Consider the following 18,180-nt stretch of genomic DNA (forward strand, 5'->3'; position numbering starts at 1 on the left):
CAGAAATGGTTAAATGTATTATTTTCGATTGTGACGGCGTTTTAGTCGATACAGAAAAAATAGGAAACGGAATATTACTTGCAATGGCTCAGGAACACGGATTCGAAATGGAACTGGAGGATGCATACCGACATTTTAACGGCCGAAATTTAAAAGACTGCTTTCGTCATATCGAAGAAGCGATCGACCAGAAACTCCCTGAAAATTTCGAAACCCAATATCGGGAAAAAAGTTTTGAAGCATTTAAAACACAAGTAAAACCAATGGAAGGCGTAGTGGATTTTATCGAAAAATTACAAATTCCGTATTGCGTGGCATCAAGCGGTCCTGTCGAAAAAATCCGCCTCAATCTTGAAGTAGCCGGACTGCTGGATAAATTCGAAAATAAAATATTCAGTTCGTACCAAATAGGCAGCTGGAAACCGGAACCGGGAATTTTTCTGCATGCAGCAAAAGAAATGGGCTTCGAAGTAAAAGACTGCATCGTTCTCGAAGACAGCAAAGCGGGAGTAAAAGCCGGAATCAGCGGCGGTTTTAAAGTCTACGGTTTCGCCAACGGTTTCAATAATGAAGATTTAAAAGAAGAAGGAGCCATTTTGTTTAACAGCTATAAGGAGCTAAGTGAGATTCTGGGATTTTAAATTTTTGAATTTCTTCACTTAAAAATGTAATTTGTTGCATTAAAATAAATTTTTATATATTTGAATTTCGACATTCGTTTTTTTAGTCGGTTATTATTATTGAATTGGTAAGCGGCGACCAGAGAAACCGAATGATTTTGCCTGCGAAAAATGATTTTGCCCGGAATCATTTTTTGTCTGCGATGCTCAAAATCGCAAAAGTAACCTACAGACAGAAACAAAATGACGAAATTTAAAATTAAAATTTTAGCTGCATTCCTATTTCTTGTTTATCCAACGCTCGATGCTCAGATTAAAAAGATAGGTGTTCCTTTTATAACCAGTTACAGTCCAAAAATATACAAAGCCGCATCAGAAAACTGGGATGTAATTCAGGATTCCAAAGGCATGATGTTTTTTGCCAATCATTTTGGAATTCTTCAGTTCGACGGCGTACGATGGAATATCATCACACAACCGGAAAACCGAAGTATGGTGCGTTCCCTCGCAATTGATAAAACCGATAAAATGTACGTAGGCGCTCAGGGCGATTTTGGATATGTCAAACAGCTTTCAAACGGACAATATCAATATACCTCTCTTGTAAAACTGCTTCCTGCTGCCGCCCGGAATTTTAATGATGTACTTCATACCGTGATCCGAAGTAAAGACGTAGTTTTTTTCTCTCCTGAAGCAATGTTTATTTATAAAGACAATAAAATCAAAGTACTGCAGTCAAAAGCTGTTTTTGATGATTTCCTTGAAGTAAATAAAAATATCTACGTTTTGGACAACGAAAAAGGTCTTTTAAGACTCAGAGGAGAGGAATTGGTTCCAATTCCAAATGGAAAAAAATTCATTGGAATGAAAATCCGAAAAATTTTTGGAACTAAAAAAGGAGTGTTGCTGCTTACACAGAAAAATGGTTTATTTACTTATTTAAACAATGAAATACAGCCATTTGTGACAGAGGCAGATCATCTGCTGAAACAAAATCAGATTTCTACCGGAATTGAATTTTCTGACGGCTATTTCGGAATCGGCACCCGGCAATCCGGGTTGATAGTTATAGACAGTGAAGGGCATTTGATTCAGCATATCAACAAACAGATGGGGTTGCAGAATGATTACGTGACCAATTTAAAGACCGATAGAGAAGGCAATTTGTGGGTAACGCTTAAAGAAGGCATTTCGCTGATTCAGATTTCGTCGCCTTTGTCGCGAATTCTGGACAGTTCAAATTCTGAAACCAAAATATACTGCAGCCAGATTTACCAGAATAAATTGTATATCGGGACAGATAACGGTTTGTTTTGGCTGAATTGGGAAGATTACAAAAACGGAAAAAGAGAAAACGTACACTTTCAGCATGTTTCGGGAATGTCTGAAAATGTCTGGAATATTGGTGTTTTCGGTAATTCGTTATTGGCTTTTGAGAAAAACGGCGTATTTGAAGTCAGCGGCACTTCTGCGAAAGCAACTGCCAAAATTGACGGAGTATGGAAAGGCATTCTGGTTCCAAATCATCCTGATTTACTGCTTGCGGGGGGATATACCGGACTGTATCTTCTGAAAAACAAAAACGGTTCATGGGAATATAAGCATAAAATAAAAGGTTTTGATGAAAGCAGCCGCGTTATTGAATTTGATAAAGACGGCAATATCTGGATCGCGCACGGTTACAAAGGAATTTTCAAATTAAAACTCAACGAAACCTTTAACAGCGTGCAGGACGTTCAGTTTTACGATCAGAAAAACGGATTCCCTTCGAGCTTATTTCTGAATACTTTTAAAATTGGCGATCAGATTCTTTTTGGAACTACCAGAGGCGTTTACAAACAAAAAACAGGTTCAGAAAAGATGATTCCTGATCCGTTTTTTGTTAAATATCTCGGACTTGATAATCATATCCGGCTTCTGAAAACCGATAATCAAAATACCATCTGGTACATTTCGGGAGAGAATACCGGAAAAATGATTCGGAAAACAAATGACAGTTTTCAAATTGATGAACTTCCGTTTAGAAAACTCCGCTATTTATATGTTCCCGGATTTGAGAACATACAGACTACTTCGGGCGGCGACGTGTTTTTTGGAACACAAGACGGATTAATTCATTACAGTGCGGTTAAAGACAAGAAATATCAGACGAAATATAAAGCTGTTATTTCAGAAGTTAAATGTATTTTTCCAAAAGACAGCTTGTTGTTTTCCAGCCGTTATGATGTGCTGCCAAATAAAACAGATTCACTAAAAGATGCTTTTTCGGCTGTGCTGCCGTATTCAAATAATGCGCTTCATTTTTCTTTTTCGTCATTGTTTTTTGATGATGCCGAATCAACCAAATACGAATACTGGCTTGAAGGTTTTGAACCCAAATGGTCAGATTACAGTCTTCAGACTGAGAAAGAATATACTAACCTGCCTGAAAATGAATATGTTTTTCATGTAAGGGCAAAAAACATCTATGATGTGGTAAGCGAAGAAGCCGTTTTTCGTTTTGAAGTTTTACCGCCCTGGTACCGCACAATCTGGGCGTATATTTTGTATTTGATCTTGTATGGCGTGGTAATTTATACGATTATAAAATACCAGAAATCACTTGCCGAACGCCAGCGTCAGCAATTGATTCTCAATCAGGAAAAAGAGCTTTTGAGAAGCCGTGCCGAACTTAATGAACAGAGAGTTACGCTCGAACAGGAAAATATGGAGATTATGCGCGAAAATCTCGAAGCAACTATTAATCTTAAAAATGCAAAAGTAGCATCGAGTACCGTGAATCTCATTCATTTAAATGAAATCCTGCTTTCGATAAAAGAACTTATTTCTCAGATTGACAAGAAAAACGACCCGAATGTGAATTTTAGTTTATTGTCCAAAATCAACAAATTAATCGATCATGAACTGCAGGGAGATAAGCAGTGGAATGAATTTGAAGAAATTTTTAATCAGCTGCACGATAATTTCATGCAGAGGCTTAAAACAAGTTATCCGGAGCTAACGCCGCGCGATATGCGATTGTGTGCGTATCTGCGAATGAACTTTAATACAAAAGAAATTGCACCGCTTTTAGGAATTTCGGTTAGAGGTGTCGAAGATACCCGATATAGAATTCGTAAAAAACTCCAGCTTCCGTCAGATGCAAACATAACCGAGTTCATTCTTAATTTTTAGTTTTTTATTGTGAAGTAAAATCTTAAGTGGTTTTACGCGGTTTTACAGGTTTATTTTCTCATTTTTTTATAATTCCCGTAGTCAAACCGTACTCAAAAATGTAAGTCTAGCCTGATTTATTTGTTAATATTGTGCCTGGTTTGGATTGAATCATAAGCTATTATTTACAAATAGCTTTAAATTCTGCCAAGGCACTTTACTAACAAAAAACTAAAAAAAATGATGCAAAATGACTCTTTTTTCGGCCGACCACCGAAAGACAATTTCTATTTATTTAAGAACTTTTGTGCAGCGATTTTATTCCTGTTTCTGCCATTTCTAAAAGTTCAGGCACAGTGTAATACTTTGATCTGGGCAGACGAATTTAACGGAACTACGGTTGATTTAACCAAATGGCAGAGTATCTCCGGAAACGGTTGTCCGTCGCTCTGCGGATTCGGGAATGCTGAGGCACAGCGCTACGATCCTAATCAGGCTACAATTGTTAAAGAGGGAACAAACAGTTATCTGAATATTGAAGCCAAATATCAGCCCAGTTCACAATTTCCGGATCAGCCGTATGCTTCGTCAAAGCTGACTACAGAAGGGAAATATTCTTTAAAATACGGAAGGGTAGAAGCTCGTATGAAACTTTCTAATGCACAAGGTGCCTGGCCGGCATTTTGGATGCTTCCGGTTGGAGGAAACTGGCCGTATACGGGAGAAATTGACATTATGGAGGCCAAGCACAGAAATCCAAAATCTGTAGACGGGACGATTCATTATGATGGCGGCGGTTATCAGTTTACCGGAAGAAGCTACAGTTCTTCGGTAGATTTGTCGGCAGATTTTCATGTTTATGCCGTAGAATGGGGACCTAATATCATAAAATGGTTTATTGACGGTAATTTATTTCATACCGCGACTCCTAACACGACTGTAAACGGCGGATGGCCTTTTAACGATAATAACTTTTATATCATTTTAAATCTCGCAGTAGGAAGTTACGGAACACCTTATACAAGAGTAAACGGTGTAGGAGTAGAGCCAATTCCAGCTGATTTTCCGGCTAAATTGCAGGTAGATTATGTGCGTGTTTACGACGGAAGTTTTAAATATGCTGTAACGGGAGATAACAAAGTATATCAAAACGAAACCAGCAAAACCTACTCTGTAAATGCAATTGCGGGCGCATCATACAACTGGACAGTTCCTGCAGGCGCAAGTATTACATCCGGACAGGGAACAAATGCGATTACAGTAAACTGGGGAACATCTGGAGGAGATGTTTCGGTTACAGCATCGGTTTCGGGCTGTACAGCCAATACCTATAAACTGGCTGTTACTACAGAACCTGCATTACCTGTAGAAAAAGTACATGAAGATTTTCAAACAAACAGAAATGTATTGTATCCGGTAAAAACAGGTGTTCTCACAGAAGCGGTCGCTAATCCTTCAGCCACAGGCATCAATACATCTGCTTTGGTTGGAAGATATGTTCGTAATTCAAGCGAATTGTACGATGTTTTAAATATTAGAAATGTAACCATCACAAATGCCAATGATTACGTTTATGGAAGAAAAAGACTTTCGTTTGATATTTATACATCGGCTCCGGTTGGAACAAAAATTTCGATGCAGCTAGAGAACAGCAATGTAACTACTGCGACCAATTATCCGTTAGGAAGGCACAGCGGTTTTAAAGCCACAACAACGGTTCAGAACAAATGGGAAACCATAGAATTTGAATTCGAAAAAATAATTGACCCGAATACCAGTGCTTTGACAATCAATAATGTGGTAGTGCTTTTTGAATCCAGTTCGAATTCCGGAGCGACCTATTATTTTGATAATCTGCTGACAAAAGCGGCTCCTGAAAAACCTATTATTGCGACAGATATACTTCAAAATTATGACGGAATCAATAAAATTATAAAAGGAACTACAACCGGAACGTATTCTGTTGCAGCGAATCCGGGAGCCAATTCGGTTAACTCATCTGCAAATGTGGCTAGATACGTTCGTAATGTAACCGAGCAGTATGATGTACTTTTCTTCAATACACAAAGTACGATTGAAGATGCCGGTTTATTGAAAAATCAGACCAATAAAATCATGATCGATGTCTATACTTCGGCACCAATAGGAACCGTGGTAAGTCTGAATTTAGAAAACAGTGCAACATCACTTCCTGCCAATTACCCAACCGGAAGAAACAGTAATTATGTCGCCATTACTACCAAGCAGAATCAGTGGGAAACGCTGACATTCTATTACAATTCAAGTCCGGATGCCGGAACTTCGAACCTGGCAGTAAACCAAATGGTTTTATTGTTTAATTCAGGATCCTATACAAACGATACTTATTATTTTGACAATATCAGAATTGGTTCTACCAAACTTCCGGATACCTTTACACCCGGAGTAATTTATGAAGATTATCAAAATACACATAATATTACCTTTAGAGATGCTATTGGAACCTATACGGCAAATACACCAAATCCAAATGCATCAGGAATTAATACTTCTTCAAACGTTGGAAGATACGTTCGTAAATCGACTGAATTGTATGATAATTTTTCATTCAATACCACTTTAACGAATATCGGCGATTTCAAAGGAGGTGTTAAAAAATTTGCTATGGATGTTTATACATCGGCTCCGGTTGGATCTGTAATTTCATGGCAGGCCGAAAGCAGTGCTTCTATTCCGTCAAACTATCCGGCAGGAAGACACAGTATTTATCAGGGCGTTGTAAAGCAGACTAATACCTGGCATACGGTAACTTTTACGTACGTAAGCGCGCCCGATGCTTCTACTTTAGACAGCGAAGTAAACCGCTTTGTTTTACTGTTTGAACCGGGAACCAATTCTGGAAATACATATTATTTTGATAATCTGAGAGCCTTAAATTTAGTTTCGACAGAAAATCCAGTAAACACTTTGCCGGCTCCGTGGACAAGTACAGATTTGGGTGCAGTAACGCCTGCTGGCGAAGCATCGCATTCTAGCGGAACATTTACAATTAAAGGTTCAGGAACTGATATTTGGGAAACAAGCGATCAGTTTCAATTTGTAAATCAGCCAATTACCGGAGATGCTGAAATTATCGCCAGAGTAAATTCGCTGACCAATACTAATACGTATGCAAAAGCGGGCGTAATGTTCCGTGAAACGCTTACACCGACATCTAAACATGCCATGACTGATGCAAGTGCTGCAGCTGGAATTGAGTTTTTATCCCGTGATACTACTTCGGGAATCACAACTGCTGAGGTTACGGCGGGAGCGGCTCCAAAATGGGTTCGTTTAGTACGATCAGGAAATGTATTTACGTCGTATTCTTCGGATAACGGAACTACATGGACACAAATCGGTACGCCAAAGACGATTGTAATGAGCAGTACTATTTATGCCGGAATGGCGGTTACCTCTCATGCCAACGGAACTTTAACAACAGGTGTTTTCAGCGATGTGATTGTTAGAAATATCACAGCAAATCCAAATGTAAATCTGGCGCTTTCTAAGACTGCAGCGGCTTCGACAGAAGAAAATGCAACATTATCTGCCAATAAAGCAACAGACGGAGACGGAACAGTAAGCAGATGGGCAAGTTCATTTGCAAATACAACTGAATGGATTTATGTGGATCTGGGAAGCAATTACAACCTTAATCGTGTGGTTTTAAAATGGGAAGCCGCTTATGCAGCGCAGTATAAAGTACAACTTTCGACTGATAATGTTTTCACCGAAAATGAAACCATTAGCACGCAGACAGCAAGTGATGGCGGTACAGATGATTTAACAGTAAGCGGAACAGGAAGATACCTGCGTATTTTATGTACAGCAAAAGCTTTAGCCCCTTACGGATATTCATTGTATGAAATTGAAGCCTACGGATCTGCTTCGTCTGCTAAAAAAGCGTTGACAATTGTTGAAGAACCTCAGTCAGAAGAAACGGCTTTTGCAGTTTATCCTAATCCGGCAGGAAGTTATATTCAGGTTGCAGTTCCTGAGAATTTAGATAATAAAATCATTACGATTTATGACAATTCAGGAATGCTGATTCTTCAGAATAATCCTGAGACAGATCAAAGCGTGATTGATATCAGCAGACTGACAAAAGGAGTTTATATCCTGAATTTCAAATCAGATCAAAAAAGCTGGACAAAAAAGCTGATTAAAAAATAAATTAAAATCCGTTTGGGTGCAGTTAAATTAAATAAAATGCAGCGGTTTACTGATCGAAAAATTTGAATTTAAGGATAGCACCATACAATTGCACCTGACGGATATTTTGGTCATTCGTTTGAAAATGACTTTGGTTTAAAATCTATTTATGTAACCCCAAAATTATCTACATATGAAACAAATTAGACTTCAAAGATTTTCTATTTTGACAGCACTTTTTCTGGTGTTTTCAAGTTTGATGTACGCACAGGGCCCAGTACCCTTTACCATTAATAATACATCGCCGTTTAATGACAACGAATTGTATGTCGCCATTGTTGGAATCGATTATACAACCGGAAACCACGTTTGGGTCAATGCCAAAACCAGTCAGGTTTTCCCAATGAATGCTTCTTATAATACCGTTACAGGACCAACTTATGGCGGCAATACCGGACCCGGGCAAAACTCAAAATACGCAGCTTGTTTTACCAAACTGAGTGAAATTCCAAATAAAACCTTCACTTTGCCCTTAATTGCAGGATGTCGTGTTTTTATTTCAAAAGGTTCGCAGTTGTATTTCTACTTTTTTGGAGCGAGTGGAGCACCGTCTGGATATGCATCGCCAAATCCTCAGAATCCGACAGATCCAAATCAGGGCATTTTATATGAAATGATCGAGCTGACAAACAATCAGCATGGTTTCTTTGGAAATCCAACAAGAGTAGATTCTTATAAATACCCAATGGGACTTGAATTATTTGGAGCCAACGGTTACCAGAAGAAAGTAGGAGATTTAAAAAAACATGCTGATATCGTAGCCGCTTTTAAGGCGAATGTACCGGCAGAATTCCAGGGTTGTGTAAATGATGTAACAGGAGAAATTACGGCACCGTCAAAAACAGCGGCTTATGCAGAAGGATCAGGACAATATGCAAACTACCTAAAATCGTATATCGATGCGATCTGGAATAAATACAAAAATGAAGATTTGATCTTTTATGCCGGAGATGCCGGAGTTTTTAAAGGAAGAGTTATTGGAGAACAGCTTGAAATGGTTGGACAATCCGGAGCTTTTGTTGGAAGAACCGGACGTGTACAAAACCGCCCGACAACTCAGGAAGCACTTGAAGGAAAAGGTGTTCTGGACAGAAGGCTGGTTGACGGAGATTTAGATCTTGTAATTCAGGCGCAATTAACAGCTGCAATTAACCGTCATGTTGTAAACACAACAACAGCAAATCCGGGACAGCAAAACTGGTACGATGCATCTAAATACTATCAGGTAAACCCAACGAATCATTATTCTAAATTCTGGCATTTACCGGGAATCAATATCGATAATCTGGCGTACGGATTTGCCTACGATGATGTTGCCGATCAGTCGCCATCGCTTCATTCGCCTCAGCCTACAAAAGTGATTGCAGTTTTTGGAGGATATGCAGGAACAGTTCCTTCGGTTCCGGCTTCTACAGATGTTGTAACGGTTTACAAAGATTGTAATTATACAGGATTCTCAGGCGGATTAACCATTGGAGATTACAATCTGGCGCGTTTAAATTCTTTAGGTGTTTTAAATGATGATATTTCGTCATTAAAAATCACTCAGGGGTATCAGGCAATTTTATACATGGATGATAATTTTACAGGAACTTCAACTGTAATTAATTCCAGTAATTCCTGTTTAAATACAACATGGAATGATAAGGTAAGTTCAATTAGAATTATTGCAAACGGAACCACCACTTTAGGAAACCAGACTTTCTTTTTACAAAACAGAAACAGCGGTTTGTATATGGACGTCTGGAATGCAAGTATGTCAAACGGCGCAGGAATCAATCAGGGTGCGCTTACTTCAGGAAACAACCAGAAATTCACTTTTACTCATTTAGGAGACGGTATGTACAAAATCATTGCGAACCACAGCGGTATGTCCATGGATGTAAATAATTTCAATAAAGCAAATGGTGCAAGAGTAGAGCAATATCCGTATAATGCTACTACAAATCAGCAGTTTGTTTTAGTTGCAACAGGAGACGGATTCTATAAAATTGTAGCCCGTCACAGCGGCAGAATCGTTGAGGTAGCAGGAGCCAGTACAGCTTCGGGAGCTATTGTACAGCAATGGGATAATAACAACCAGACTTGCGGACAATGGAAATTAGTTCCGGCAGCATCTTCTCAGACTTCAGTTTTAATTCAGGCCGAAGATTACTCAGCAATGAGCGGTATTCAGGTAGAAGCAACAACAGATACCGGCGGAGGTTCTAATGTAGGATACACAGAAACAGGCGACTGGCTGGCTTACAATAACATCAATTTTCCAACAACAGGTTCTTATTTAATTGAATACCGAGTTGCAAGTGCTGTTACAGGAGGCAGATTATCAGCCGATTTAAATGCCGGAGCAATTGTTTTAGGAAATGTTGATATTCCAAACACAGGCGGATGGCAAAACTGGCAGACGGTTTCGCAGACTGTAAACGTAAATGCCGGAACGTACAATTTTGGAATCTACATTCAAAATACCGGAATGAACATCAACTGGATTAAAATTACAAAAGTGGGCAACGCGGCAGCAAAAACGGCATTGGTTCAAACGGTAGAGGAAAAACCTGAAGAAACAGTTTTAAACATTTATCCTAGTCCGGTTGAAAGTACTTTATTCACCAGCACCGACCTTTCAGGAGGAAATGTACAAATCGTAGACGCACAATCAGGAAACGCAGTTTTATCGAAAAAAATCAATGGCAGCAGCATCGACGTTTCGCATTTGAGACAAGGAGTTTACCTGATTGTTTTCGAAAAAGACGGCAAGCAGACGATTAAGCGTTTCATCAAGAAATAAATTTAGATTACTATAATTTAAGATTGCAGATTTTAGATTTTAGATTGATTTGCATGACTTGTGAATACTATTTAAGAATGCAGATTTTAGATTTTAGATTGATTTGCGATGACTTGTGAATACTATTTATGATTGCAGATTTTAGATTTTAGATTAGTTGTAATGGATTATAAATCATTGCTCTAATTTTAATTTGGCGCAGCCAAATTAAAATCTAAAATCTAAAATCTAAAATCTAAAATCTAAAATCTAAAATCTAAAATCTAAAATCTAAAATCTAAAATCTAAAATCTAAAATCTAAAATCTAAAATCTAAAATCTAAAATCTAAAATCTAAAATCTAAAATCTAAAATCTAAAATCTAAAATCTAAAATCTAAAATCTAAAATCTAAAATCTAAAATCTAAAATCTAAAATCTAAAATCTAAAATAAAAAAACCGTCCCCCTTATTTGCGAATTTATTAATCTATTAAAACAAATCATTATGAAAGACAATTACAAAAGAATGTCGGCAAAATGGATTCTCATTTTAATGTTGGGTATTTTTAATTATTCGGTGGCCCAGAAAAAAGTAATCGCTTATGTCCCCAACTGGATCGATCTGAATTCTTTTGCAGGTACAATTCAGTACAGCAAATTAACGCACATCAATATCGCATTTGAAAATCCGGATGCCAGCGGTTACCTGAGCTTTAATTCAGGAAATAATGCGATAATCAATACAGCCCATGCCAATAATGTCAAAGTATTTGTTTCGCTTGGAGGAGGCGCCATTTCCGAAGGAGGTGCCATTCGCGACAATTACTTCAATCTCATTACTCCGGCTAACCGAACTGCTTTTGTTCAAAAAATCTATGACTACGTAGTGGCTCATAATTTTGACGGTGTAGATGTTGATTTAGAAGGACCTGCAATTAATGGCGATTACGGCGGTTTCGTTACCGCTTTGGCCAATAAACTGCACGCCAACGGAAAGCTGATTACGGCCGCACTTTCAGAAGGATATGGCGGTGCCAATGTGCCTTCATCTGTTTTCTCAGCCTACGACTGGATCAATATTATGGCGTATGATGCAACAGGACCCTGGGCACCGGGAAATCCGGGACAGCACTCTCCGTACAGCATGGCTGTAAATCAGTTTAATTACTGGACAGGAAGAGGATTACCGGCAAGTAAAGCCATTATTGGCGTTCCGTTTTACGGTTATGGTTTTGGCGCTTCGGCTAATCAGGGAATTTCGTTTGCAAATATTGTAGCCCAATATCCGGGAGCAGAAAATCAGGATCAGGTTGGAAATACGATTTATTATAACGGAATCCCAACAATCAAACAAAAAACAACTTTTGCTGTTCAAAACGCAGGAGGGGTTATGATCTGGGAATTATCTCAGGATGCCACAGGTTCAAAATCATTACTTACAGCCATTAATCAGGTAATTACAGGAAATAATCCGCCAACAGGAACGGGAACTTTAATTCAGGCCGAAAATTACTCTAATATGAGCGGTGTACAGACAGAACCTACAACTGATACCGGCGGCGGGTTAAATGTTGGGTATTGCGATACAGGAGACTGGATGGCCTACAACAATATTAATTTTCCAACTTCGGGAGCTTATGTAATTGAATACAGGGTGGCAAGTGCCGTTACAGGAGGCAGATTATCATCTGATTTAAATGCCGGAACGATTCCGCTTGGAAATTTAAATGTACCAAATACAGGAGGATGGCAGAACTGGCAGACGATTACCCAAACGGTTAATGTAACCGCAGGAACGTATAATTTTGGGATATATGTTCAAAATACAGGGTTTAATTTAAACTGGTTCAGAATCACTAAATCCGGTTCGGCTTTAACTGCAAAATCAGCAGCGACAGATAAAATTGAAAGTTTGACCATTTATCCAAACCCAAGTGAAAGCGAGCTTTTCTTTACAGCCGAAGTTTCAGGAGGAAATGTAAATATTATTGATACTGCAGGCGGAGCTGTGGTTTCTTCACAGACTGTAAATGATAATAAAATTGATGTCTCGACTTTAAAAACAGGTATTTATTTGATTTCTGTTGAAAAGAACGGAATCAAAACGGTAAGACGTTTTATTAAAAAATAGTTGTTTAACCCCAAAGATGCTATCCCGATAGCTATCGGGATTCTGCAAGGCTCGCAAAGCTTATTTAAGACTTTGCGTGCCTTGCGGTTAATCATCCAACAATTACATCGTTAACCCTTTTTACCCCAAATTATATGAAGAACAATTACAGATTAAGTTTAAGTCTGCTCGTGTTTCTTGTTTTTGGAAGTTTTGCCTTTGCGCAGACTTCTTTAGGCTCGAGCAGGTCTTTTATGAATACATTAAAGAAAGAACTGACCAGCTCAGCAACTTCAAAAAGTGTTGATAAAACCATTCTGCTTCAGGCCGAAAAAACAAAATTCAACGGAAAAATAAACTATAAAGAATCCAGCGAATCCGGCGAATTTTTGATTGGAGAAATTAAAAACATTGCTCAGTCTTCTTTTTATATCAAAGTAAAAGACAAATCGCTGGAAGGTCATATTCTTCTGAAAAAAACAAAAGAAGCTTATAAATATTTTTCTGATGAAAAAGGAAATGCTTTTGTAGAAAAAGTAGATATCAATACTCTTGTTTGTATCGATTATCATAATCAGCCTTCAAACAACAGGACGACGGCTAAAACAGAAGCTGCGGCTGCGATTGCCCCTGCATTATTAAACCTGCAGAGTTTACCAGGTGCTGCAGGCTGTGTTTTGCTGGATTTTGACGGCTATTACATGCCGGCAGGAAATCTTTGGAACAACGGAAATGCGATTAATGCGGCAGCTTCAGGAATGAGCGATGCAGCGGTTCAGCAGCACTGGGAAGTAGTTTCAGAAGATTACAGACCTTTTAACGTAAACATAACCACAAGCGAAGCCGTTTTTAATTCGTATCCAAAAAACAGAAGAATGCGTGTTGTCGTTACGCCAACTAATACAGCTGCCCCAGGTGCCGGAGGTGTGGCGTATATTGGATCATTTAACTGGGATAATGACGTGCCTTGCTGGGTATTTATTACGTCAGGAAAATCAGGCGGCGATGCTTCTTCACACGAAGTAGGACATACTTTTGATCTTGGACATGACGGACGTACAAGCCCGGCCGAAGATTATTTTCTGGGTCTGGACGGAACTTCGTGGGCACCCATTATGGGCGCCGGTTACTACAGACCGGTTGTACAATGGAGTAAAGGCGAATACAATAATGCCAATAACAAACAGGATGATGTGGCGATTATTGCCAGTGCCAAATTTGGAGTAGGATATCGCGGAGATGATTATGGAAACAATATCGCTTCTGCAGCCACTTTAGATTACAATGCAAGCGGACAGATCAATCAGAAAAATGGAATTATTTCAAGTGAGGCCGATTACGATTTCTTTTCTTTTACAACAGGTGGCGGTAATGTTTCTATAAACGCCAATACAGTAAGCCGCGACGGAAACCTGCATTTAGTAATGCGATTATTTAATTCGGCAGGAACAGAAATGGGAACGTATTGGAATTCAGATCCGTTTGCTTTAAATGCTTCAATGAATGTTAATCTTCCGGCTGGTAAATACTACATTGGAGTTGATGGAACAGGAGCAGGAAATGCCGGAAGCGGCGGTTATTCCGCTTATGGATCTATCGGAAGTTATTCGATTACCGGAACGATTCCGCCGGGAGGCAGTATCAGTGCGTCCACAGATGTTATTACCGTTTATAAAGACTGTAACTATACAGGTTTCTCCGGCGGATTAACGATTGGCGATTACAATCTGGCGCGATTAAATTCTTTGGGTGTTTTAAATGATGATATTTCGTCACTTAGAGTTACGCAGGGATATCAGGCGATTTTGTACCAGGATGATAATTTTGGCGGTGCTTCAACTGTAATTAATTCTGATAATACCTGTTTAAATACGACCTGGAATGACAAAGTAAGTTCTATCAGAGTTATTGCAAACGGTGTTACGACTTTAGGAAATCAGACTTTCTTTCTTCAAAACAGAAACAGTGGTTTGTATATGGACGTTTGGAATTCAAGTATGTCAAATGGTTCAGGGATAAATCAGGGTGGTTTAAATTCCGGAAACAATCAAAAATTTACTTTCACCCATTTAGGAGACGGAATGTATAAAATCATCGCCAACCACAGCGGACAATCCATGGATGTGAATAATTTCAATAAAGCCAATGGTGCCCGTGTTGAGCAATATCCGTATAACGGAACAACGAATCAGCAGTTTATTCTGGTTGCTGCAGGAGACGGATTTTATAAAATTGTAGCCCGTCACAGCGGCAGAATTGTTGAGGTTGCCGGCGCAAGTACAGCTTCGGGAGCTATTGTGCAGCAGTGGGATAATAATAATCAAACCTGCGGACAATGGAAATTGGTTGCGACAACAACATCGCAGACATCCACTTTAATTCAGGCAGAAGATTATTCAGCCATGAGCGGCATTCAGGTTGAACCTACAACTGACACAGGTGGAGGTTCTAATGTGGGATACACAGAAACCGGCGACTGGCTGGCGTATAACAATATTAATTTCCCAGCAACGGGTTCATATTTAATAGAATATCGTGTTGCAAGCGGCGTAACAGGCGGCAGATTGTCATCTGATTTAAATGCCGGGGCTATAGTGTTAGGAAACGTGGATATTCCAAATACAGGAGGATGGCAGAACTGGCAGACGGTTACACAAACAGTAAACGTAAATGCGGGCACGTACAATTTCGGGATTTATATTCAGAATACTGGAATGAATATCAACTGGATCCGAATCACGAAAGTGGGTAATGCATCACCATCGGCAGTAATTGCAGAAGAAACAGAAAGCATTGCATTACATGTTTATCCAAATCCGGTTTCGGAGATTTTATCTTTCACAACTGATATTACAGGAGGAAAAATTAATATAATCGATTCTCAGGGCGCTGTTATAGGATCGCAGAAGGTAAATGAAAACAGTTTGAACGTATCCGGTTTAAGGCAGGGCATTTATTTCATTGTTTTAGAAAAAGACGGTAAACAAACTATAAAACGATTTATAAAAAAATAACCCATTCGCCATAATGGTTTAATACATTAATTTTTTGGTTTTAATGTAATGAAGGCTGTCAGAAATGACAGCCTTTTTTAATGATAGGGTACTATTTATATATTGAATTAGGTTCATTTGATTTGATCAGAATGATAGCGGTCAAGCCGATTACTCTTCATCGATTTTATTTAAAATCCTACAAATCAAATAAATTCATTGAAAAAAATACAAATATTAATATTCCATAACAATACGATAAACTACTTTTAGGTTTAAATCGATAAAATTGCTGCGTATTAAAAGCTTCCGTACTTTTGATCAGCCCCATTTTGTTAAAGATTGTACCTATGAATTCAAAATTTACTTCGTTATACATACTCTCATTTTTTATATTCTTCAATTATAGTATTTCGGCACAAAAAACTAAGGATTTAGACGGTCTTCAGGTTGCTTTTTTATCAGATGTGCACCTTCAGGACCTGTTTGGTACGTTTTCTGATAATGAATTTAAGGGTGTTTTGAATACCAAAACCGGAAAATATACGTTAATAAGAACGATGGCCTCGCAGTTACACTCGACGAGAATTTTCAATGAAAATTATTTTGCCTTCATTGCAGCCTTGGAAGATATTGCAAAAAGAAAGATAAAGTACGTTGCACTTCCGGGGGATTATACAGATGACGGACAGCCGATACACGTGCGCGGATTAAAGAAAATACTAGATCAGTACCAGAAAAAATACGGTATTGAGTTTTTTATAACAACCGGAAATCATGATCCGGTTGGACCATTTGCTCAGGAATCGGGTAAAGAAGATTTTTTAGGTACAGAAGGAAAGAGCCAACCCATTTTCAGCAAAGACGGCATGTATAAGCCTAACATGAATATCGAACAGCCAGTTGTCATAACAGCCGATATTGCTAAAATGGGTTATTTTGGTATTACCGATGACCTTAAAAATTTTGGTTTTTATCCGGGTAAAAAAAATAAATTTTGGGCAACTCCTTTTACAACTTACACCAGCCAAAACTACAATTACAAAAAAGCTCTTGAGGCTTCAGACCTGAAAAACAGGGTATATGAAGTTGCTCCGGGCTACGAAGTCCCGGATGTAAGTTATGTTGTAGAACCTGTCGACGGACTTTGGTTAATGGCAATTGACGGAAACGTTTATATTCCGAAGAAAAATGCCGGCGATCCCAAAGATTCTAAAAGTTATTCTGAAGCCAGTACGGGGTATAACAACGTGCTTTCAAACAAAAAACACCTTATAAAATGGGTCAGGGATATTTCGGCCCAAGCCAGACTTCGCGGTAAAACGCTTGTCGCTTTCAGTCATTTTCCTATGATTGATTTTAATGATGATGCTTCTGCTGAAATAAAGCAGCTTCTGGGGCCAAATAAATGGCAGTTAAACCGTGTACCGGTTGAAGAAGTAGCGCAGGTTTTTGCCGATGCGGGATTGAAGATTCACTTTGGTGGTCACATGCACATCAACGATACAGGAGTCCGAACAACCGAAAAAGGCAATACATTGGTAAATATCCAGACACCTTCGCTTGCGGCATATATTCCGGCTTATAAATTATTGACAATCCTGAAAAATGATCGTATTGATATTCAAACCATAACAATCGATAACGTTCGGGGATTTGATGAGCTTTTTGATTTGTATAAAATGGAGTATAAATTTTTAGAAAGCCAGAATAGCAAAGACATTTGGAATATCGATATCCTGAAAACCAAAAGTTACCATGATTTTACTGATTTTCATTTGAAAGAATTAGTTCGTCTGCGTTTTCTTAAAGACGACTGGCCATCGGCTTTTAAAGATTTTATTCTGACTGTTTCTGCCCGAGATTTATTGGTATTGGCTAATATAAAATCAGATCAGGATTTTGATTTTATTCTGAAAAATAAATCACAGTTTCAAAATCAATGGAACGAAGCCGAAGCAAAATCGGAACAAATTTTAACGCAGAACAATCTTAAAAAAGAAGATTTCAATTGGACAGGAAATGATCTTTTAATCGATTTCTACCGTTTCAGAAGTGCCGATGAACTCGCTCTTACAGATGTTGGTACTCAAAGAGCAAAGGAATATAAAGTAGTATCGGATTTATTTTTAGGAGGTTCTAAGTCGGATTTATCAAAAGATACCGCTTTACAAAAACAGATGAAATTATTTCTGATTATCTTCAATAAATTCATGCACGAAGTCCCAGCCGATCATTTTACGGTTGATTTAAAGAATGGTGAGGTTAAGGAGGTTAAGTAAACAGTGTTCAGTTTTAGTTTT

At 38.5% G+C, this 18,180-nt stretch carries 7 protein-coding genes; all 7 read left to right on the forward strand.

Translation table 11 applies throughout. From position 1 onward, the window contains the following. Positions 1 to 5: 5 nt before the first annotated feature. Entirely contained in the window at positions 6 to 641 is a 636-nt protein-coding gene (locus tag OZP11_RS23680) for an HAD family hydrolase (protein WP_281232952.1), read from the forward strand. Between the two features lie 222 nt (positions 642 to 863). Continuing rightward, a complete protein-coding gene (locus OZP11_RS23685) occupies positions 864 to 3,794 on the forward strand; it encodes a triple tyrosine motif-containing protein (protein WP_281232953.1) in 2,931 nt (976 codons plus the stop codon). 219 nt (positions 3,795 to 4,013) lie between these two features. Beyond that, entirely contained in the window at positions 4,014 to 7,967 is a 3,954-nt protein-coding gene (locus tag OZP11_RS23690) for a family 16 glycosylhydrolase (RefSeq protein WP_281232954.1), read from the forward strand. 172 nt (positions 7,968 to 8,139) lie between these two features. Beyond that, complete coding sequence (locus OZP11_RS23695) at positions 8,140 to 10,794, forward strand: beta-1,3-glucanase family protein (RefSeq protein ID WP_281232955.1); 2,655 nt, start codon at positions 8,140 to 8,142, stop codon at positions 10,792 to 10,794. A 485-nt stretch (positions 10,795 to 11,279) separates the two neighbouring features. Then, complete coding sequence (locus OZP11_RS23700) at positions 11,280 to 12,905, forward strand: glycosyl hydrolase family 18 protein (protein ID WP_281232956.1); 1,626 nt, start codon at positions 11,280 to 11,282, stop codon at positions 12,903 to 12,905. A 134-nt stretch (positions 12,906 to 13,039) separates the two neighbouring features. After that, entirely contained in the window at positions 13,040 to 15,898 is a 2,859-nt protein-coding gene (locus OZP11_RS23705) for an RICIN domain-containing protein (protein WP_281232957.1), read from the forward strand. Between the two features lie 329 nt (positions 15,899 to 16,227). Then, positions 16,228 to 18,159, forward strand: coding sequence for a metallophosphoesterase family protein (locus tag OZP11_RS23710; protein ID WP_281232958.1), 1,932 nt, complete (start codon positions 16,228 to 16,230; stop codon positions 18,157 to 18,159). Positions 18,160 to 18,180: the final 21 nt, after the last annotated feature.

The sequence above is a fragment of the Flavobacterium gelatinilyticum genome, from assembly GCF_027111295.1.
Taxonomy (GTDB): Bacteria; Bacteroidota; Bacteroidia; order Flavobacteriales; family Flavobacteriaceae; genus Flavobacterium; species Flavobacterium gelatinilyticum.